General features: G+C 38.6%; 18 protein-coding genes. 4 read left to right on the top strand and 14 right to left on the bottom strand.

The window, feature by feature from the left end:
• Window positions 1-61 precede the first annotated feature (61 nt).
• A complete protein-coding gene (locus JCM16418_RS21950) occupies window positions 62-1,003 on the top strand; it encodes an urea transporter (RefSeq protein WP_036653270.1) in 942 nt (313 codons plus the stop codon).
• Window positions 1,004-1,139: 136 nt separating this feature from the next.
• Here the strand turns inward: JCM16418_RS21950 and JCM16418_RS21955 are convergent, their stop codons facing one another.
• The gene (locus tag JCM16418_RS21955; RefSeq protein WP_036653273.1) at window positions 1,140-2,387 is read right to left on the bottom strand and encodes a stalk domain-containing protein; all 1,248 of its coding nucleotides are present in this window, start codon (window positions 2,385-2,387) and stop codon (window positions 1,140-1,142) included.
• Window positions 2,388-2,585: 198 nt separating this feature from the next.
• Between JCM16418_RS21955 and JCM16418_RS21960 the strand changes: the two genes are divergently transcribed.
• The gene (locus JCM16418_RS21960; RefSeq protein WP_242403944.1) at window positions 2,586-3,659 is read left to right on the top strand and encodes an SPFH domain-containing protein; all 1,074 of its coding nucleotides are present in this window, start codon (window positions 2,586-2,588) and stop codon (window positions 3,657-3,659) included.
• 13 nt (window positions 3,660-3,672) lie between these two features.
• Window positions 3,673-4,782, top strand: a complete 1,110-nt coding sequence (locus tag JCM16418_RS21965) for a TFIIB-type zinc ribbon-containing protein (protein ID WP_036653278.1) — start codon at window positions 3,673-3,675, stop codon at window positions 4,780-4,782.
• A gap of 84 nt (window positions 4,783-4,866) precedes the next feature.
• Here the strand turns inward: JCM16418_RS21965 and JCM16418_RS21970 are convergent, their stop codons facing one another.
• Window positions 4,867-6,579 (bottom strand): alpha-keto acid decarboxylase family protein, encoded by a 1,713-nt coding sequence (locus tag JCM16418_RS21970; RefSeq protein ID WP_052020673.1) that lies wholly within the window; start codon window positions 6,577-6,579, stop codon window positions 4,867-4,869.
• A 123-nt stretch (window positions 6,580-6,702) separates the two neighbouring features.
• On the opposite strand from JCM16418_RS21970, the gene JCM16418_RS21975 reads away from it, so the two are divergent.
• A complete protein-coding gene (locus JCM16418_RS21975; RefSeq protein ID WP_036653281.1) occupies window positions 6,703-7,092 on the top strand; it encodes a VOC family protein in 390 nt (129 codons plus the stop codon).
• Window positions 7,093-7,167: 75 nt separating this feature from the next.
• On the opposite strand, the gene JCM16418_RS21980 is transcribed toward JCM16418_RS21975, so the two are convergent.
• From JCM16418_RS21980 to JCM16418_RS22040, 12 genes are all read right to left on the bottom strand, one after another.
• Window positions 7,168-8,184 (bottom strand): LLM class flavin-dependent oxidoreductase, encoded by a 1,017-nt coding sequence (locus JCM16418_RS21980; protein WP_036653283.1) that lies wholly within the window; start codon window positions 8,182-8,184, stop codon window positions 7,168-7,170.
• A 15-nt stretch (window positions 8,185-8,199) separates the two neighbouring features.
• Complete coding sequence (locus JCM16418_RS21985; RefSeq protein WP_052020685.1) at window positions 8,200-8,463, bottom strand: DUF896 domain-containing protein; 264 nt, start codon at window positions 8,461-8,463, stop codon at window positions 8,200-8,202.
• A gap of 39 nt (window positions 8,464-8,502) precedes the next feature.
• Entirely contained in the window at window positions 8,503-8,985 is a 483-nt protein-coding gene (locus tag JCM16418_RS21990; protein ID WP_036653286.1) for an RrF2 family transcriptional regulator, read from the bottom strand.
• Between the two features lie 199 nt (window positions 8,986-9,184).
• Window positions 9,185-9,751 (bottom strand): sugar O-acetyltransferase, encoded by a 567-nt coding sequence (locus JCM16418_RS21995; protein WP_036653302.1) that lies wholly within the window; start codon window positions 9,749-9,751, stop codon window positions 9,185-9,187.
• Between the two features lie 174 nt (window positions 9,752-9,925).
• Window positions 9,926-11,047, bottom strand: coding sequence for a serine hydrolase domain-containing protein (locus JCM16418_RS22000; RefSeq protein ID WP_036653288.1), 1,122 nt, complete (start codon window positions 11,045-11,047; stop codon window positions 9,926-9,928).
• 172 nt (window positions 11,048-11,219) lie between these two features.
• Window positions 11,220-13,739 (bottom strand): LamG-like jellyroll fold domain-containing protein, encoded by a 2,520-nt coding sequence (locus JCM16418_RS24020; protein ID WP_158442452.1) that lies wholly within the window; start codon window positions 13,737-13,739, stop codon window positions 11,220-11,222.
• 285 nt (window positions 13,740-14,024) lie between these two features.
• Window positions 14,025-14,234 carry a hypothetical protein gene (locus JCM16418_RS22015; RefSeq protein ID WP_052020676.1) on the bottom strand — a complete coding sequence of 70 codons (210 nt, stop codon included), beginning with the start codon at window positions 14,232-14,234 and terminating at the stop codon, window positions 14,025-14,027.
• 98 nt (window positions 14,235-14,332) lie between these two features.
• Window positions 14,333-15,451, bottom strand: a complete 1,119-nt coding sequence (locus JCM16418_RS22020) for a DNA alkylation repair protein (protein WP_036653291.1) — start codon at window positions 15,449-15,451, stop codon at window positions 14,333-14,335.
• 263 nt (window positions 15,452-15,714) lie between these two features.
• Entirely contained in the window at window positions 15,715-16,047 is a 333-nt protein-coding gene (locus JCM16418_RS26480; protein WP_036653293.1) for a thioesterase II family protein, read from the bottom strand.
• Window positions 16,044-16,469, bottom strand: coding sequence for a thioesterase II family protein (locus JCM16418_RS26485; protein ID WP_052020678.1), 426 nt, complete (start codon window positions 16,467-16,469; stop codon window positions 16,044-16,046). Before JCM16418_RS26485 ends, JCM16418_RS26480 begins: the two co-directional genes overlap by 4 nt.
• Window positions 16,456-17,331 carry a carbon-nitrogen hydrolase family protein gene (locus tag JCM16418_RS22035; protein ID WP_036653312.1) on the bottom strand — a complete coding sequence of 292 codons (876 nt, stop codon included), beginning with the start codon at window positions 17,329-17,331 and terminating at the stop codon, window positions 16,456-16,458. Before JCM16418_RS22035 ends, JCM16418_RS26485 begins: the two co-directional genes overlap by 14 nt.
• Before the next feature lie 41 nt (window positions 17,332-17,372).
• Entirely contained in the window at window positions 17,373-22,373 is a 5,001-nt protein-coding gene (locus tag JCM16418_RS22040) for a non-ribosomal peptide synthetase (RefSeq protein WP_036653294.1), read from the bottom strand.
• Window positions 22,374-22,419 lie beyond the last annotated feature (46 nt).

Consider the following 22,419-nt stretch of genomic DNA (forward strand, 5'->3'; position numbering starts at 1 on the left):
TATAAATCTTGAGATGAGTTGTTAACAGAGTTAATTCACAATAAAAAATAAGGAGATTATTATGCTAAAGGAAAATCGAAATTCGTTACGTGTGGCCTCATTTTACCCTTTGGTTTCTGCTACTTTGAAAGGCATATCTCAAGTCATGTTAATTGAGAATGCTGTCACTGGGCTCATAATCTTAATAGCAATCATGATCTCTTCTGTTTCGATAGGTATTATTGCTTTGTTATCAGCCTTCATAGCTACTTTAATTGGTAGATTAGGAGGAGTAGATAAAGCCATTGTTAATCAAGGATTACTAGGGTATAACTCGGTATTAGCGGGAATGGCCTTAGCTTTAAATTTAGAGGGTGGACAGCGTTGGTTACTAGCTTTAGCCGGAGCAACAATAGCGACTCTTTTTACCGCGGCAATGATGCATCTCATGCAAAAATCTAAGATACCCGTTCTTACATTTCCATACATAATATTGACTTGGTTTCTACTGTTAGCTGCATACCGATTAGGAATGATCCAATTAAGCCCGAATCTTATCCCTCAAGATCTTTCTCATTGGAAACTGCATCCGGAAGGTACCTTAAATTTATTCCATGGGTTAGTTAATGGGATTGGACAAGTATATTTTCAGGACAAAATATGGTCTGGAATATTGATTTTAATCGGCGTGTTTTGGGCAAGTTGGAAGTTTGGACTTTATGCGGTGATCGGAACTGCGGTTGGATGGTTAACGGCATATGGATTTGGAGCGGAAGTCTCTTTACTAAATTTTGGGCTTTATGGTTACAACGCAGTTTTAACCATTCTAGCAGTCGCTACTGTATTTGAAGCTAAGAGCCGTTTTGCGCCTTTTTCAGGAATTATTGCTGCCATGATATCCATTCCTGTTACAGCTAGTGTAGATACCTGGTTGTTACCTTATGGGCTACCTGCACTTACGATGCCATTTGTTCTGTGCACATGGCTATTCCTTGCTGCAAGGAAGGTCATTCCCAGACTATAATTTAAGACTAGAATTTAAGAACAATAACGGTATGACTGTTAGAACATCATGTGATTATTCATTTATATTGAATTCCAACAAATAGGAAACGTAAAAAAGATCCTGAGAGAATTCTCAGGATCTACTTTAATTCATTTTATTTCATATCGATTGATTGATTAATCTGTGCCCAGGCTGGTTGGCCAATAATGCCAAGTCGCCAAAACGCAACACCTTTTAGATCATAACGCTTCGCTAAACCAATTTTAGAATTAACGGATTTGTCGTTCTCGCTGCCCATCGAAATACCAAGCATCAGCTTATCTTTAGATGTTTCTCTAAGTGCAAGCCGGATCGCTTCATCCACTTTGCTTAAAGGTTCAGGAGCTTTCTCCTGTTCAAATGCATAGGCCATGATAATGATATCATCAGCTAAACTCGATAATTTCTTATAGTCATAACCTGTATATGAACTGTTAATGGGATGAAGAGCTAATGTTAATTTCAGACCAGCCTGTCTCGCTTTACCCGATAGATTCGAAATAAATGCATTGTAATCCGACTTCACTTTATTTTTATCACCTGTCATTCCAAGACCTTCGAGATCCAGCGTAATCCCCTTGAATCCCTTCTCAGTAGCAGTACTTACGATCTTTGTTATCGTATCTTCCTGGAGGGTTTTATCTTCTAAATTCTTCGTCAGTTCGAGACTCGCATCTCCTGAATATACCATAAGGTAAGGCGCACTTCCCTGCTGTGCTGACTCTTCAATGATGGATTCAGGTGTAACCATACCAGCCGCTTGAGGCCATTTATATTCCTTACCCTGAACGGTGAATTGTCCGTTTGCATCAATTCGACTCCAACCAAAAGCGATTGCATCGAAAGAAGGAATAAATGCTTTTTCATCAAAGGAAGATAGCGCATAAAACCCCATGGTATACAGTTGTTTTTGTGGTGAAGTAATAGACACCGTCTGTGTCGATTGATCCCAAGACACGGCTGCTCCAAACTGTTGACCGAAGAAGCTTAGTGGAATCATCGTACTGTTCTGAATCGTCTGCGGAGCTGCAGCTAACGGTACATTACTCCCATCAACTAGGGCACTTTTACTTCCCATCTTTAGGACAACCTTCTTTGTTGTATTTCCACTTTGTTTCGTTGCTGTTAGCTTTTGTTCCTTCTGATTCCACAGTACATTGATACCTAGAGCCTCAGAAATCGCTCGAAATGGCACCATCGTCGTCCCCTTCATAACTGTCGGCTGCACCGGAAATGACAGTTGATATCCATCTAGCATAATACTCACTTTACCGGCAGCTGCCTCTGTCTGATGAATGGGTACAGCAGATAATGAGCCTAATAGAATAGTTGAGCATAATAGCATTTTTCCAAATACATTCATGTGTTAAAGTCTCCTGTAATCTAGTGAATTTTGTAAAACTTTGAAAGAATACTAGATTACTATAACACCTTTCAACAGCCAAATTCTACCTTATCAAGGAAATTAAGAGATGTTCGATCTGATTTCATATAATTATGGGACTTACGAATTAGATTCACGTATACTAGGATTATCTTGGATAATGAATGCGGAGGTCGAATGATGGGATTATTTTCTTTTATAAAGGGTCAATTTATTGAGGTGATTGAATGGACTGATAACACCAATGAAATTGTTCATCAATTTCCTGTGTATGATAAAGCGATCAAAATGGGTGCGAGACTGACAGTCCGGGAATCACAAGCTGCTATCTTCTTGAATGAAGGGCAAATTGCAGATGTCTTTAGTCCTGGTCAATATACATTAAGTACGCAAAATATGCCTCTACTCACAGCGCTAAAGTCCTGGAAATATGCATTCGATTCGCCTTTTAAATCAGACATTTATTTTGTAAACACACGTAATTTCACTGATCAAAAGTGGGGTACGACCAACCCCATTATTATGCGAGATTCTGAGTTTGGTGCAATTCGAATGCGAGGTTTTGGTAGTTATGCATTTCGCGTAAAAGACCCTGCCGTTTTCCTCAAGGAAATTTTCGGAACTCAATCTTCTTTTAGCTCAGAGCAAATTGGTGGTTATCTTAAGTCTATTATCGTCTCTAGTATGAGCGATTTAATTGCAGAAGCAAGAATACCGATTATGGATATCGCTCTTCATTACGATGAATTAAGTACAGCTGTCCAATCTAAGCTAGAACCTCGTTTTAACAAGATGGGCCTAACTTTATCAGGATTTTTCATCGAGAATATCTCCCTACCCGAAGAAGTTGAGAGAATGATTGATCGCAAATCGTCCATGAACATCGCAGGTAATTTGGATCAATACATGAAATTTCAAGCTGCCGAGTCTCTTCGGGATGCAGCAAATAACCAAAGTGGCGGACTCGCTGGTGCCGGAGCAAGTATAGGAGCAGGAATGGCTATGGGTCAAATGTTCAATCAAGCGATGAATACTAAACCAATGGATCAAGCATCCCCTATTTCTCCGAAAACATCGGCCACTTCTGAAGAAACTCAGCCATGTGCTTCTTGCGGGCAAGATCTGAAACCGAATGATAAATTCTGTAATGAATGTGGTACACCAAGGCCAGAGAATAAGTTCTGCAGCGAATGTGGCAGCTCACTAGCACCGAACGTAAAGTTCTGTTCCAACTGTGGCAATAAAGCGTAGAGGAGAAGAAAGCATGTCTGTAACAGAAGCGCCGATTCGTTTTCCTTGCAAAGGCTGTGGAGGACAGATGATATTTGATATCGATTGCCAACAATTAAAATGCACATATTGTGGTAGCATCACTCCAATTGAACAATCAGAAGATCATGCAGAGCCAATAGAATATGAACTCGATTTCATGGATGAGCGAAATGAATCTTTGAAAGACTGGGGGACCGAACAGCAAGTCATACTATGTGAGAATTGTGGTGCTCAAATGTTATTACCATTACATCAAACAGCAGCCATGTGTGCATTTTGTGGTTCCCCCAAAGTTCTTTCTCAAGGTGATGATAACAGCATTCGTCCTGAATCCTTGATTCCATTCCATATTTCCAAGGATAAAGCGAATGAATTATTTCTCAAATGGAAAAAGAAAAAGAAGTTCGTTCCTAATGCATTTAAGAAGCAACAAACTCTTTCACTTGTTACAGGTATATATGTACCTTTTTGGACATTTGATGCGCAAACGGATTCAGATTATACCGCTGAAGTGGGTGTGCATCATTATCGAACCGAAACCCGTACTCGCTATGTTGATGGTAAAGAAGAGACATATACCGAACAAGTTCAATACACGATCTGGCATTGGACCAGTGGTTCAAATGAACATTTTTTTGATGATATCTTGATCCCTGCATCTATGCAACATGATCATGAAATGATAGACAAATTCAGCGATTTTAATTTAAAAGACCTATCTTTATACAAGCCAGAATACTTAAGTGGTTTTATTGCAGAAAGATATAATGTTCCCCTCAGAAAAGGGTGGGACGATGCAGTTTCACGTATTAACGCCCAGCTTGATCAAGACATACGAAGTAAAATCGGCGGTGACGAAATAAGAAGTTTGAACATCAATACGACTTATTCTCAAAAAACATATAAACATATCTTGCTTCCCTTATGGAATGCCTCGTACATGTATAAAGACAAGACTTACCGTTATATGGTGAACGGAGAAACGGGTACCATCAGTGGGAAAGTCCCTAGAAGCGCCTGGAAAATCACATTCTTCTGTCTATTCTGTCTTGTTACCCTATTCGGTGTTATCGGATATATCTATGAACAGGCTAATGCTTAAGAATATAGAAAAAGACCGGCACGTGATATTTCATCAGGTGTTCGGTCTTTTCTCATATTTATCACTTACTAGAACAATCTGCCATTAGCTGCGCTCCTTCTCCTGTTGCTCCAAATAATTGCGCATGTTACGCATATATTCAGGTGCATCCATCGGATCGCTGGCTATCATTTCGATTAAACAAAGCTTATTCTTATTTTCCATTTCTACCTGCTTGATGGCTTGATCCAGTTCCTCGTTTGTTCGCACCGTTGCTGTGAAAGCCTCTCCACCAAAAGCCTCTGCAAGCTTCGTATAATTCCAGTTCGGAATTTGATTATATAGTTGGTCCTCAGTCTTCACATTTAAATACTTCTCGATCGTATATCCGTTATTATTTAATACAAAAATAATCGGTTTACAGCCATAATAGAGCATCGAACTAATCTCCTGTGCCGTAAGCTGTAAGGAGCCATCACCCGTAAACAAGATAACCCGCCGGTCAGGAGCGGCGATACATGCACCATAAGTCGATGGGGTTGCATAACCGATGGATTGCCATCCACCTTGCGTAATGAAGGTTACATCCTGTGGTAGTTTGACCTGAGTCATCCCATAGAAAAATGTACCCGTTTCTGCAACTACGATATCGCCTTCTTTCAGCATTTGCTGAAAACGAGGATAGTAGGCATCTGCTGAAATTAAATCGCCAGCTCTCTCGACCCTCTGATCGTAAGGAAATACACCTTTTGCCACAGGTTTTTGCTGCTTATATTCAATACGTTGTAACGATGCCAACATATCTTCCGCTAAAATATGGGGATACACCGCTTCGCCGATCTTCACCATTTTGGGTTGAATTTCAATCATTTGCATCGGGTTCAGCTTTGCTGTGAAACTCGCTGTATTGGTGTCGGCAAGAACCAATCCGACACCAATAATGCAGTCTGCATTCTCGACTACATCGCGAACATCTGGACTGCCAAACGCTCCACCATATACTCCAATGTACGAAGGATGACTCTCATTGAAAGCCCCTTTTCCATACATGGTCGATGCAACGGGCACATTCATAGACTCCACTAGCTTCTGAACAGGTTCTTGAAGACCGAAGCGAACTGTTTTTACATCTGCTAGAAGAACTGTGTTCTGTGCTTGGCTCAGCAATTGACGTGCATGATCAATGGCTGCCTGTAATGTTTTCTGATTAGTCATAGGCTGCTGTGTAGCAGCTTGAGGATGAGCCAGGACGGACTTCATTATTAAATCATCTGCTACGACCAAATACACAGGTTTTTTCATTTCTTTTGCAATCCGGATTGCATTTGGAATCTCAATCTCTGCATTATCTGGAGTGAGGACAGCCGTGTATGCTGTAATAGGCTCATATACTTTACGGAACACATCGAAATTCCCATCCATTAAGGTATGATGCATTAGCTTGTGTTCTTTCTGCTGCATATCTGGAGGTGAACCTACGATGTGGATAATGGGTACATTTTCGCTATTCGCTCCAGCAATTGCATTACAAGCACTCAGTTCACCAACACCAAACGTTGTAATAAGGGCAGAAATACCTTTAATTCTTGCATAAGCATCCGCTGCATATCCTGAATTCAACTCATTCCGTCCATTTATAAATTGAATACCTTCATATTTCTCAAGGCTATCAAGTAAAGAAAAATTATAATCACCAGGCACGCCAAAGATTTCGGTGATTCCCTCCTTCTTCAGGCAATCAAACAAGAATGATCCTAAAGACTGCGCACCCTGACCATTCATCTGTAGTGGCGTATTTGTCTTCTTAGTATTTTCCATTTAGAAAATTCACTCCTTATCCCGGTCTATTATTCATGTTCTGTATACCATTAACCATTATTAGAGACCTTATTCGATTTAAAGGTATAATAAACGTATACCAAATAAAGGAAGTGTGTAGTTGTGATACGTACAGAAACCATTATTGCCGTAGATAATGTAGTGGCTAGTTCGAAGTGGTATCAGTTATTACTAGATTGTACAAACACACATATGAATGGCGCGATCTTTGATCAGCTTGTTGATGCAGATGGAACCATACTACTATGTCTTCATCATTGGGGAGATCATGGTCATCCGTCTTTATTATGTCCAGATCAAGGATTGGTAGGAAACGGTTTATCTCTATTTTTTCGACTTAATGATTTCGATAAAGCCTGGGATAGAGCAAAGAAACTTGTATCTAAAATTGAAGCCGAACCCCATATCAATCCTTTAGCTGGGCACAATGAATTCACTGTGCGTGATCTAGATGGTTATTACATTACAATCTGCTCAAACACTATTATTTGAATACATTACAAATAAAAAAAGGATGATCTTTAACAACAAAGATCATCCTTTTCATTATATCAACAGATATGAATTTTATTTCTTCATCCCTGTAACTTCAGCAACAATTTCATATGAACGTAAACGTGCTTTTTGATCATAAATCATGGAATTAACGATTAATTCATCCGCTTGAGTGTCATCCAGAAATGCTTGCAGTTTTTCCTTAACTTCGCCTGGATCTCCAGTGATTGATGATTTCGACTTTTTCGTTAATGCTAGTTTTTCTTGTTCTGTCCATATGCCTTCCATTGTGTCCACGGGTGGCATTAGTTTAGTAGGTTTGTTACGAATTAAGCCTAAAAACTGCTGTTGATGCGAAGTCGCTAGAAACTCAGCTGCCATGGTTGACTCTGCAGCATACACATTGACCCCTAACATCACATACGGCTTGTCTAAAACGTCTGAAGGCTGGAAATTTTCACGGTACAACGACAGAGCGGCAAGCGTGTTTTCAGCTGAAAAATGACTTGCAAATGAGAATGGCAATCCCATTTTGCCCGCTAATGTCGCACTGTAACCGCTAGAACCGAGCAGCCAGATTGGAATTTCTTGGCCTTCACCTGGGATCGCTCTTACTCGATTGTTCTTAGAATCTTTATCTAGATAATTCATCAGTTGTTCTACTTGTTGTGGAAAATCCTGACCGTTTCGTGGATCACGATGAAGAGCCGCTGCTGTAAAATGGTCTGACCCCGGCGCCCGGCCAAGCCCTAAATCAATGCGCCCTGGATACATCGCCTCAAGCGTCCCAAATTGTTCTGCTATCACGAGCGGAGAATGATTTGGTAACATAATTCCACCAGATCCAACTCGCATCGTCTTTGTACCGCCCGCTACATAACCAATGACAACCGATGTCGCAGAACTACCGATGCCTGGCATACTATGATGCTCGGCAAGCCAGTAACGATTGTAGCCCCATTGTTCCGCATGTTGTGCCAAACTTAAGGTGTTCTGAAAAGCCTGAGTTGGTGTACCTCCTTCTAATATCGCGGCTAAATCCAATACCGAATAAGAGATTTCATTCAATTTCTTCTGTTCTTGTTGCATAATCTGATCTCTCCTTTAGTGTATGTGATTCCCTTTCTGCTCTCCGAAAACATTGGGTACATATTCCTCAGCCTTTACTTTTCGAACTTTATCTGGTGTAACATCATTTCCATTTGGATCAACGACAGTAAGTCCTGAAAATGTTCTGAGCACCTGTCCACGAATTTCACGTAAATAGTCTTCACGAAGTACCTGCTGTTCTACACGTTCAGCATTGGTTAAGCCTTCTTCACGCTGCTTTTTTGCGAGCTCATTAATACGTTGTAAGCTTGTAATCATCATCTAAATTCCTTCTTTCCTTGAAGTTAAAGTTAATCGTTATACAACCATTTTTTCTTTAATCCATATTTGTAAAGATTCCATTTTTGTCTTGAATCGTTCTTTGTGAATATCATCATAGATCGAGGCAACGGTTTCTCGTTTCAATACAGATTTCCATGAGGATTCCGCTTCCTCCATCAGTTCCGTCAACAAACAGCATTGATCTGTTTCCTTAAGTTCAAGCATATCGTTCAGAATACCGCTCGAGGAGTATAGCGTCTGCTGCCCTTCTATAGCGATATAAATATCGTATATCCGAATTTCATTGGGTTTCTTTTTTAACTTAAATCCACCTTTAACACCCGGTACCGAAGTGATCAAATCGGCACTAACTAACTTTCTTAACAATTTCTGAAAATACGTTGCAGAGGTTCCTAGTTGTTGACTAATGGCTTCACCAGGCAAAACTGCCTTATCAGGTAATAAATTAAGCAGAAAAATGGCATATACTGATTGTTCAACGCCCGTTTTCATATGCATTTTCTTTTCCTTCACCTCGATTAACATTCCAATGCTATAACGTAGATAATAATTGTCCACTTTATACTATGATACCTTACAATTATATAAATGTAAAACGCTAAGGAACCTTCATTCAGGTTTTCAATACAAAAACAGTCTGAAACGCACTTCATGCGTTCCAAACTGTTCTAAGAGAAATAATACTGATACTGAACTATTACACATCAATGGTCTTGATAATTCTAGCCGGATTTCCTCCGACAACCACATTGTTAGGAACATCTTTTGTAACAACAGCGCCAGAAGCCACGACTACATTATCGCCAATCGTTACACCAGGATTGATAATTGATCCTCCACCTAGCCATACATTGTTACCAATAGTCACCGGTTTACCATACTCAGCTCCGGAACTTCTTTCGATTGGATCAAGTGGATGTGTTGCCGTATAGATATGAACTCCTGGTGCTAAGAAACAGTTGTCTCCAATACGAACTTCACAAACATCTAATATAATACAATCAAAATTAGCGAAGAAATTGTTACCAACGTAAATGTTATAACCATAATCACAACGGAAATTTGGTTCGATATATAGGTTTTCACCTGTTGAGCCGAATAATGTTTTTAGAAGTTTAATACGTTCTTCTTGTTCAGTCTCTATGGTTTGATTAAACAAACGAGTGAGTTTACGAGCGTTATCTCGGTCTTGAATCAATTCTGGAACGCTTGCATTGTACAGTTCTCCAAGTAGCATTTTTTCTTTTTCAGTTTTCGTGTTCATCATAAGCATCCCTTCTAAGTAGCATTGCTTTGCTTGAATTCATAGTAAAGTGTATAAAATACATAATAACATACATCGGAACACTGGAGGAGCCTGTCACGAAAGGCTTCTCTTTGTCTTTTTTTAAAAACCCCGGCCAAATAGGTCGGGGTTTGTGATAGTGATTGAGTGAGATTAAAATTCAGAACATAAGACATCCATTACTCGATAACAAATTTCTTTGGTTGGTGTTTGATCATGATTGGAGACTACAGCTACAGCTACTTTTTCAGATGTAGCCACGCATACATACGTACTTACCCCTGGAAATCCACCGCCATGTTCAATGATATTGTAATTCTTCTGCCTTCTTGTTCCCCAGCCTAATGAGTAGCCCGTTTCGTCATCGAAACGCCATATAGGCTCCTGTAATTGATCCACTAGATTACGAGGCAAAATGGTCGGTTGACCCATATATGATGACAAATAAGTGCCTAAATCGTTCGCAGATGAATAAATGAACCCCATTGGTGCACCAAGGGAGTTCATTGGGAATGGAGAGTTAAACATATCGGAATTTAAATCAAATTTTTCAGTATTAACTAAAATTTGACCATTATTTGTGTAATAATCAGCGTGATCCTCGTCTTGCTGTACTTTTTCAGCGGATAAGGTTGTTCTGGTGAGCTTTAAAGTATTGAATATTTTTTCTTCCATATAATCATTCCAATTCAAACCGCTAACTTTCTCAAAAAGATCAGCTGCAATAATATAAGCGTCTGTACAATAATTCCATTCGAACCCAGGTGAGTTAGCCAACGTCACAGATTTAAAGAATCTGGTGATTTCTTCTCTGTTATGTATACTGTGTAGGATATCATCAGTCACTCTAACCTGTTTCTTCAGTTCCGTGTAAACACTGAATTCAGCGATATTTGGACAAGCTAAATTGCCAATACCTATTTCACCTGAAAAACCTGCAGTATGTGATAGTAAATGCTTAACTGTAATCAAATCACTCTTTTGTTTTTCCGTCGTTCTAAAGTAAGGTAGATACTTTATCAGTGGCGCATCGAGATCAAGATTACCCTCATCCACTAGATGCAATAGAGAAGCTACGGTAAAGCTCTTGGAAATACTCTGTATACTAATTATGGTATCCGGAGTAAATGCTCTATCTTCCACATCTATACGGGCTTTACCAAATCCTTTACTATAGACAGCATTGCCGTCTTTGATAACGACAACAGCCCCACCAACTGGAAAATCATTTGAACGTATTTCTTCATCAATCATTATTTCTAAAGAATTTATCATATTACTCCTCCTTAATATGCTTAAACTCTATTCCTTCGTCATGTATTCGTTTCACTCAAAGGAGATTATATCAGATATCTAATATAAAAAGAGCATAGAAAAAGAGCATAGGCTATTAACTCCCTACACTCAATTTTCAACTATTTATTTATATTCAATATACATGAATCAATCATTGTGATATTAATATTTCTGTTTCAACTGGTTCCGTTAATTCATCTAAACTACTGGCGACATTGGGAATATTCTGATTATACAATTGACTAATCTGGATATCGTTCAGTGACTTGTCATAGAATCGGAATTCATCAAGAGATCCCTTCCAATTCTGATTGTTTGTGTCTGGATTCTTATGTGCACCTAGACGGAAATTACCTATTGAGGTCTCTACATTTCTCGACGATGTTGCGTTTAACAACCCATTAAGATATAGGCTGATCACATTCCCCTTCTTCACAACAGCAACTTGTGTCCATTGACGAAGAGGGATTGTATTGGTTGTAAGAAGTTCACTCCCACCTAAAAATGAACCTAGCTTACCGTTATCTGTTCTTCGGTATAACCATGAACGTCCCTGCGAGCCTTCCTGTTGTAAGATGTATTGATTTCCACCTTTCGCCTCATCCAAGTAGACCCAACCAATGGCAGTAAAATCAACTCTTCCTGGGTCCAAAAAATTGGGCAGGCTCGCATAGACTCCTTGACCAGGTATTGCTAAGCCTTGACCGGAAACACCCACAGTGTTCTGCAAGGTACCTCCAACAAGTCCCCCAGTATATCCCCTTCCAGAAGAATCAGCGATTATGGTTCCCGATTTTTCCTCAAATTTATAAAAAGCGATTGGACTCGATGGAATTACGGTGACTTGAGATGAAGCTTGAAAGTTACCATCTAAAGTTGTTACCGTAATCGTAACGCTTCCTTCGGATTTAGGTGTTACCTTACCATTTACATCTACGGTCGCGATATTTAAATCACTGCTAAGCCATGACAACGATGTGTTACTAGTATTTAATGGAGCCACAGATGCGATGAGTTGGAATGGATCATCATTTGGTGCCAATGTAAGAGTTGCTGGACTCAGCGTTACACCAGTAACTGGACTTTGAGCTTCTCCTGCTCCTTCATAGGCTCCAATATTAGGCGTGGAGTTCTGTAAAGCCGTTCCGAAATAATCTCTTCCCCCATTGTCAGCGATACGTATTCCGGCTCCTAATGCCGATGAACCCGTTAATAGCTTGTAGCCACCCGCATCTATTAGACTTGGACCGGTCAATCCCGGATTGCTCGTGATTGTATTCGTTGCCCAGCTCGGAATAGGCACACCATAAAGAACATTATGATCAACTTTTAAATTTGTATTCGAAGTGCTCCAATTGACACGCCCTCCGCTAGGACTATAAACGATATTATTAGCAAAAGTAACCGTATCAATCGTTGATCCCCCATCGAAAATGGATGTTGCAATATTAGGGCCAACATACATCGTATTATTATAAATTTGTCCATTTATCAGCTTGCCTCCACAACTTTGGAACAATCTTGCATGATCATTTATCGAAATATTATAGCGAATCGTAAAGTTCTGAGTCTGTCCCGCTGAGCCGGCATATGGACAAAGCAGAAAAAATCCACCTTCATTATCATAGGATAAATTGTATTGGAAGGTTATATTGTTACTCGAATGATCGACATCATATGCCATTCCATCACTTGTTGTTTTGCCTCCAGATGCAGAGTTATATTGGAATAGGACATGATTCGTATTTGCTGTCCACATGCCTGCATTAGGCGAGTTAGAACGAACATTGAAACCCTCAAGTGTATTGTGTTCGACGATTACATCCGTAGAAGTTTTCGCTACGATTCCATCTCCACCGATATCTGACAAATGATTACCACTGATCAATACATTCGTAAATGGATTCCATTTTGCAGTACATAAGTTAAACCAAAACCCGACCAGCTCTGGTCTCTGGCACCAATTCGACCATGTGTAAATCCCCTGTCTATCCACTGAATGTACCGTGTTGTCGAGTACTTTTATATCATGGAATGCTGTCTTTATTGCAGAACCCAAAACCTCAATTACAATTCCCCCGGATGCATTTCCATATTTACCAACAGCGATGTTTCCTCCCGTTGTAGAAGGCATATATCCTCGGACATCGTGAATTTCTAGATTTTGAAGGACAATTCCATACAAATCGCCCGCATCCTGTCCTAGGACATGTACACCACGCCTTACCGTTTTGTTATCTCCTGATGCCGTTAGCTCTAGATCTCGCAATTGTATATATTGTACATTCTTCAGAAGAACGGCATCTGTCTGGCCATCTGCATTAATAATAGGTCTGCTCGTTCCTCCTCCATAGGCCCCAATAAGAATTGGTGAACTATTCGTCCCTGATCCCTTAGGTATAAATGTACCGGAATATACAGTCCCTCGCTTAAAAAGAACTTTATCACCTGCTTGCAATGTAATAGCATTAATCGAAACTAAATTGTTGAATGGATGCGCTTCTTGCCCATCTCCATTTGTCGTAAGGCTACTATCTACATAATAGTTCGTTCCCCCATTTGCTGCGAACACGGACGACTCAAATTTACCTGTATTAAAGTACAACAGCGCTAAACCAATGAACATTACCTGAAAAAAGTAATTTCGAATGATTCTTTTCACAATCTTCATAAACAATTCTCCTTTGATAAGATAATTAAATGCAAAAAAGACACCCATAAAATGAGTGTCTCCAGTGGACTGGTCAACGTTATAATATAAGTATTTTAAGTTGACGTTGTTTCTTTATTTCCCTCCTTTTTCATCATAAATATGTAAAGAGATTATTCGTTTAACATTAAATTAAACAATTCTTATCTCATTAGTTGGTATTGTATCCAATATTTATATTCTCGTCAATCCATAGAAAATAAAACTAGCCACAGAGTTCATTACTCCGTAGCTAGTTTTGCAACATTAGAATCTATCACGTTTAATTTCATCAATGTTTCTGTACAAAATTGTACGGTTCACAAATCCTCCACGTACTCTTATACGAAGAATCAATGAAAAAATCCCTGCAAATACAATAACGCCTTCGAATTCTCTACCTGAAAATAATTCAATTTCTACACGTCGGCCAACATTGCGTCTTGCGAATCTACGAACTCTTTCAAAATGGCTCATATATATCACCTCCAGCTAGAAGATAATATATAGTATGAAAGTTATGGAGATGAGATTGTGCTAATGGCAAAACGAATGAATAATCCGCTAATGATCAATTATGAATCGATATTACTTTCCTTAAGATGAATAACATCGCACGCAACTTCTACACCATTCACCGTTAAGACAATTTGATGCTCCCCAGCGTAATGTCGGCGCGTTGTCAGATCAGACCATCGATGAATGCGAGCGCCATGTAAACGTGTGCCACCAGGCACAATCTTATCCGTAAGCATAAATAATTTACGAGAAGTTTGTCCTCTAGCTTTCACGAAATCAATGCCGTATTCAATCCGAATACGTACTGGTTCTCCTTCACGGATAAGAAGTACATAGCGTAGCTCACTACTTTCTCCAATGGAAAATACCTTCGGTTCCGACGACAAGGAGGCATGTGTAATTAGGCTTACCTCTGCATCACCCTTCGCATACCCAAACAGTTCTAGTACATCAGGATTAGCTTTGCGAATCAATGTACGACAGGCATGTCTTATAATCCAATCCGTATTTAAATCGTTGCCGATCCAGCGGCGAGCCGTATCGATGACGATTGATGGGTTATCCTTGGCGATATCGTTCAGGTTGTTAGCTACACTTTTACGAACGTATAGAGAGTGGTCTGCCTTTAGGATCTCAAGTATAGGTAGGATCGGAGCAGGATCACGTTTAAAAAGTGGCAGCGATTGTCCCCATGGTAGACGAGGACGACATCCTTCACTTGCAAGCCTCCGAACATGCTCATTCGAGTGCTTAGCCCATATCTCCATCTGATTCATCATCCGTTCTGGATCTCGGAGGATGAACGATCTTACCGCAAATTCCGCGGATGATTTCGAAGTGAATCGTTCCAAGGCATTCATCGAAAGCATCCAATCTTCCTCTGCTTGTCCAAAGACTTCAACGAAATCAGGGAAAAATAAATAGGGAAAACCAATGCAAGTCTCATCGATCGCATATAAGATATTCAATGCATCATCATATTGCTGAGGCAAATACGTTCCAAGCGTCACCGAAATCCGACGGATCCGTTCTTTCAACGTAAGTTCTTCCCAGTTATTAGCTAGCGTCGAATTAATAAATGCTTCAATATCAAAATCTATATATGCTGTATGGACTTTCTCAGCAAATTGTCGTAAAAATGGTTCATGGTACATATCCTTCAAAGGCTCAGCCATCATTAATCTCCTTCACATGCGATTGTTGTTCGTATTGATAACTTTATCCTACCATTCAAACCTAGACTACTGTATGTCGAGTTACAATTTATATAATTTGCATTAACCCCAATGAACCTGGCCCCTTAACGGATTCGCTTCAATATCTACGTGGATCTATCGGATAAAAAACTAACGCCTATTAGGCGCTACTATGGAAAGCTCTTGAATTAAAAAGACGCCCTTCGTAGGACGCCACGTTTTGTTAATATATAAACATGTTACTATTCAATCTGAATTTTACATAGACTTTGCAGATAATCAGCTAATTTCTTCCATTGATCTAACATATAAAAATGATTACCGGAAAATTGGACTAACTTAAATTTCTTATCAGTTAATAAGGCCCATTTTTGTATGTCGCGAACATCGACACCATAATCTTCAGTTGCTTGAATGCCGTATATTGGAACCTGTACTTTATATGCTTTGATTAAGCTGAAATTCCTAACTGCAATAAGGTCATTACGAACAGCAGGAATAATCAGATCTAAACTCATTTTGTTTTCAGAAACAATATCATCTAAGCCACCAATAGATTTTAAATACTCAATCACTGAGTAATCATCAAGTTGATTGTACCCCCACTACCTTTTCTGATAGGGGGAGTATGACAGGACACGACTAGTTTTTCTATTGATGTAAGCTTATGCCCATTTCTATATAACATATTATATGCAATTAAAGCGCCCATACTATGGCCAAATAAAATGGTTGGTTTTTCCCCGTCAATCAAATTTAAAACGTTTGTTACTTTATCAGCATAGTCATCAATATTATCAACCATATCCTCAATAAGTCTTTCTTGTCTTCCAGGATACTGGATGATGATGCATTCAATATCTGGGCTCAAATATTGGATCAAATCTTTATAGAAATTCGCATTGCCACCTGCGTGTGGTAAAACAACTAATCTCACTGTAGAGTTGGGATTATCCTTAAACTTTCGAATCCACTTTTTCGCTTCAATCGTTTGCATTTTTAGTTACCAAATTACCAATAATCTTGATAGAGTATTGCTCTTCCTTTATAGCAAACGAATCTGCAAGCATGTTTTCACCTTTTCTAGCTTGATTAAGTAAAGCGGGATCTAATTCAGCGATCAACAATTCGACGTTTTCTTGAGACCCATCAATAATATTATCGCCTAATGGGTTCCATACACCGCTATGTCCACACGCATCCCAAACTCCGGTTTTTCCAACGTGATTACACATCGCTGTGAATATGGTATTATCTAGAGCCCGGGCAGGAAACCATACCCGTGACTCTTTGTACCCCATTCCTTTGCTAAAGAGAGAGCTGCCCATGTATAAATGACATCCATTTTGTGCTAAAAGACGAGAATGTTCAGGGAAACCTGCATCATAACAAATGCTCATTCCAATATTCCAGCCCTTTAATTGAATAATGAGCTGCTCATTGTTGGTAGAAAATATTTTCTTTTCAGTCTGGAATAAATGCGTCTTATTATACCAGCCTACTTCTTCTCCATTTGAATCGATAACGATTGAAGATATGAAAATATCTTCCCCCTTGCGTACAGGGGTTCCAATGATTGACCAAATACCATACTCTTTGCATGCTTGACGCAATTTTTGTATCCTCACATCATTAAGTAAAATCGTATTTTCAATCAAATTTGCAGCCACTATTTCTGGCACATATCCCGTTAAATATTTTTCTGGAAACATGATAATATCAACATTCTTTTTACCAGCTTCTTCAATAAACGCATAAGCCCTATTCACGTTTTCTTCAATATCCCCATCAACTGAAGAGCACTGTGCTAAAGCAATCTTTATTTTCTCTTTTGGAAAAACATCTGGTTTGATCTCCACAACATCCATTCCCTCCTAATATACAACAGCAAATTCATTAACTATATGGTTCCCTGGATATACTTCACAACATCGGAAGGAATGCTTCTTAAGAAATAATGCCCACCTGTTTCAAACTCATATAAATCCAATTCAACTATCCATTTACTCCAATTGCTCCAGAATTGCTTATAATCCTCAGTAACAGGATCATCCTTAGCAATCACTATTGAGGTGGGTGTTTTTACGATTTTCTCGTTGCTATTCCATAGGTTGCCTAGAAATGTGTTTGCTTGGATAGAATCATGTTTGAAAATTTCGACCAGTTTGGATTCGTAGCTATGCCCTAACGTTGACAAACTATTTGTACCACTCCACTCAGAATACAATTCAGCGATATCTGAAAACTGTAAGTTAGCAGCATTGTTGACACGCAATTCACAGTCTTCTCTACTGATCATATTTTTTGCGCCCAAAAAAAGTTTTTTCGGATACAGCTTCCTTTCTTCCAATTTTCTTACAATCTTAAATGCAAGAGCACTTCCAACACAATGTCCCCATACCATAAATTTTTTATCTTTCATTACCGAAGATATTTCTTTTACTAATAGATTCACTGTGTCATCAAAATTAACAAAGGTGCTATCTTCCAGGTTAGGATCATGTGCTGGTAATTCGGCGGCAAAAACGGATATATCTAAGTTGTTCTTTTCAAATTCTTTAGCAATCGGAATGAAATTTAATGCATTGCCCCCGGCATAAGGGATAAAGATGATGTTATGTTCAGATGTGCTCGATTTACTCAAGCATGTTAACAGATTAGCTTCTTGAAGTACTTTAGTTTCTTTATCTACAAGTTCACTTGCAAGTTCGAACAGAATTGATTTTTGCATAATTTGTTTTAAAGATACATGCTTCTTAAAGAACAGAGCTACCTTCATCGCAGCTAAAGAATTTCCGCCAATTAAAAAGAAATCATCATCTAATTTGAGGTCCTCTTTTGATATTTTTAGGACATTTGACCAAACATCTTTAACACGATTGATCGCGATTTCCAAGTCCTGATCTATTTCAAGAGATACAGGAGCTTCTTCATTTTTCGAATGCTGATCCATCTTCTCAGCGTAATATTTGAACTCGTTTAACTTTTCTTCATCAATCTGTACTTGATGATTTTCTTCGGTCGAGTTAACCATTCTATCGAGGATATCCATAAATATGGTACCAAAGAACTTAATGTCTTCAGTGTCATATTTGGATGTGTGATAGTGTAAACTTAGTTCAATTTCATCTGTAAAAAAGTGTCTTGAATATTCAATTCTAAGAGGGAACTCTGTAATGGCCGCTGCTCTCACATCAATATTATCAAATCCTGGAAGACCACGTAAATCTTTTAAAGAATAAAAATGTGTAAAATTAAATACGGTTTCAAATAAAATATCTCTTGTTGATAGATCTTGTTTAACCTGTGCCATTGGATAGCGTCTGAATGGTAAAATACTAGCTTCAACATCATATACATTCAAAATTAAGTCCTTCCAACTAGACTGGTTATCTAGCTTAACACGAAATGGCATTGTGTTTAAAAATACTCCTAATGCATTTTCTGAACCGAGAAGTTCCGGTCTGCCACCGATTTCATATCCCATAAAAACATCATCTTTGCGTGTGAGTATCGAAAGAAACTTGATATGTGATGCCAATAAAATATCTTTTACAGGCACTCTAAGGTCTTTAGCTAAAGCAACTAACTTTTCTGAAAGACCCTCTGGTAATTGAATGTCTTGGAAAATGACTTCGTTACCCTTCCGTGTATTTTCTTCTCGACTACGCGGAATTAAACCTTCAGGAACATTTTCTAGCATATTTGCCCAAAAATTACGGTGTTCTTCAGAATTTATTGCCTTTTGTTCTAAATAGATAAACGTTCGATTGTGGTTGTTGCTTTCCAGCAGTCCAGTATCGATAGCAAGCCCATTCACCAAGTCAAAATAAGTTTTGAATAGGAATGTGTGGACTTTGTTCATGCTCCATCCGTCTAGGGCTGAATTATGCTGGCTTATACTATATTTGTACTCTGAGTCACTCAATATATGAATATGAAGTTGAACTAACCCTGGCTTGCCCCATTCAAACCCTCTATGTTGTTCTTTCCAGAACCACTCTTCATACATATCTTCCTTCTCTTTTTCGGTTTGCAGTCCACGCAGATCATATACATTTAAAGGGAGTTTATCGATATGTTTGTGGACAAGTTGAAGATACTGAGAGTAATGTTCAAGATCATAACTTGTTCTGAATATAGGTTGGGTATCTACTAACAATTGAACGGCTTTTGTAAAGACAGGCACGTCTATTCTTCCACCAATGGTATATGTCACGATATCATGGTAGTTGTTATCCCCTTCCATGACACCACTTTGATAGACAAGACCTGATTGCAACATGGACATTGGGTAGGCATCTTCAATCTCATCAGGAATTCGAATTCGATCTTCATCCTTAATTAATTGGAAATTAGATATGGACTTATTCAAATCCTCATCACTTGTGTCATTCAGATTTACATTATTAATCAAGTCCTGAATGGTAGGGTGTTTAAACAATTGTTGGAACGTAAAATTGAGTCCTTTTTCATGTGCTAACGCAACTACCGACACAAAATTTATCGAGTTTCCACCCAGCGCAAAGAAATTTTCATTGATACCGATATCTGGAATGTCCAATACATCTTGCCAAATTTCACTTAAAACTTTTTCTTCTCTCGTTTGCGGTGAAATTTTTTCATCGACAACTCTTTCCTTGCCCAATTCTAAGAGTGAATTTCTGTCAACTTTCCCGCTCTTAGTTAACGGAAAATCACTGAGAATTACGATTTTTTCTGGAATCATGTATTTCGGCAGTATCTTGGATAATTCTTCGTTAATAGCTTTTACATCCAGCAATTTATCCTGTTGGATGACAAAGGCATATAAATGTAGCATTTGGTCAGCTTCTAAATTGGATATTACCAGCGCATCACTAACACTAGGCATATTTGTTAAAGCAGATTCAATTTCCCCAAGCTCTATTCTGAAGCCTCTTACCTTAACTTGGCGATCATTGCGGCCGAAGTATTCAATCGTTCCATCATGCCTAATTCTCGCTAAGTCACCTGTAAGGTATACTTTTCCTTCTTCCAGATGTGGTATATCAATAAAGCTGCTCTCCGTTTTAGAAGGATCATTAATATAACCTTTGGCAACACCAATGCCAGCGATTGCCAACTCCCCTACCATACCTATAGGTCTTACTCTTCTCGTTTTGTCAAAAATATAAATGCGCGTGTTGTCAATGGGTTTACCGATCGGTACGGGATTCTCAACTTTTGATGTTCGATGCCATGTTACATCTACGGTGGCTTCTGTTGGACCATACAGATTGATCAGTTCTACATCACTCAATAATTGATGAAACTTTTCAACATGATTCGGACTTAAAGCCTCACCACTACAAAAAACTCTTTTTAAAGACTTGATCTCATTAAACGATGAAGAACTGTTCACATAATCTAAAAATGCGTTTAGCATGGAAGGAACAAAGTGCATGGTAGTGACCTTATTTGCTTCTATTGCTTTAATAATTTCGATCGGATTGGCTTCTTCGTTTGCTGGCAAAACGGCTACTTTGGTCCCAGTAATAGCCCACCAAAAAATCTCCCAAACCGAAACATCAAATGTTGAGGGTGTTTTATGCAGAATCACATCATTGCTATCTAAATTAAAAGCATTCTGCATCCATTCAATTCTGTTAATGACACTTTTATGTTTTATTTCAACACCTTTTGGCGTCCCCGTAGATCCTGACGTAAAAATGACATAGGCTGAGTCTTCAGGAGAAATGTTTTCAGCACGATAATCAAAATTAGTTTTGTATACTTCACTGATCTCGAATCTTTTCAATTCATTTTCCTCAAGTCCCGCACGATGTTTGTCTAAATATAAAACCGTTTGACTGTTAGCTTGTTTAAGAATCAATTCATTTCGATCTTTTGGCGCTTTGGGATCAAGTGGAAGATAGGCTTTGCCAGAAAGTATAACTCCAAACACTGTCGCTAGAAAATCTACGGAACGTTCACATAATACGGCAATAATCGATTCCGATTTTTCTGTATGATTTTGAATAAATGCGGCAACTTGCTTGGCTTTAGTTTCCAAATTTTTGAAAGTATAGTGCTGCTTATTACTTAGCACGCATTTGTCTTCCTCAAACTTACGGAATACATTTTCCAATAAACTTGCTAAACTTTCAGAACTCGAGAATTCTTTAGTAGTCGTATTTAACACTTCATAACTTACAGCATCCTCTTTCTGAGCTAAATCGATAGCTTCAATTTCTTCATCTGTATGAGTGATGATTAATTCCATCAAATAAGCTATTTTTGCCGCGATAGCATCTACAGTTTCGGCCATATACAGAGAGGATTCTCCAGCAATGGTAAGCTTCCAGTTGCCAAGATCATCTACCTCAAAATTAAAAGAGAGCGTATTTTTATGGTATAAATCTGTTAGATTAACGGATTTGTCCTCGATAATATTTAATTGTATAGGTGTTGTTTGAACAATTAAGTCTGTTGGATAATCGGCATATTCCTTACTATTAAATATGATTTTTTGTATTTGGTCCAAAAGCTCTCTATGAGTATATCCTTGTTGAATATTAACTCTTAAAGGAAATTTGGATATACGATCTCTTTTATATTCGCCAAAACCAATCAGGAAATCTTCTTCAATCCCATTTTTACTTGAATATAAAAAGGATAATACGAATAAAATAAATACTTCATTTAAAGATTTTTCATCACAGTGTAGTCTATTAAGAAGTTTTTCAACATCGAATGCATCTATTTCGGTGTACGAAAGAGTATAACTTGGTGTAGACGAGTTCGAAGCTGCTTTTCGAAAATCCGGTAAAAAATTAGATGGAATCGCATCCCACAGCAATTCTTTCCAGTACTCGCCTGCCTTAGGCATCTGTAATGCAGCAAGCTTTTTCTGGCCGAGAGTCTTCTCTTTAGTTATCATACTATTCTCCTTTTCATTAAGAACATTTCTTAAATAAACAGCAAAT

The organism is Paenibacillus pini JCM 16418 (assembly GCF_000576305.1).
GTDB lineage: Bacteria > Bacillota > Bacilli > Paenibacillales > Paenibacillaceae > Paenibacillus_AQ > Paenibacillus_AQ pini.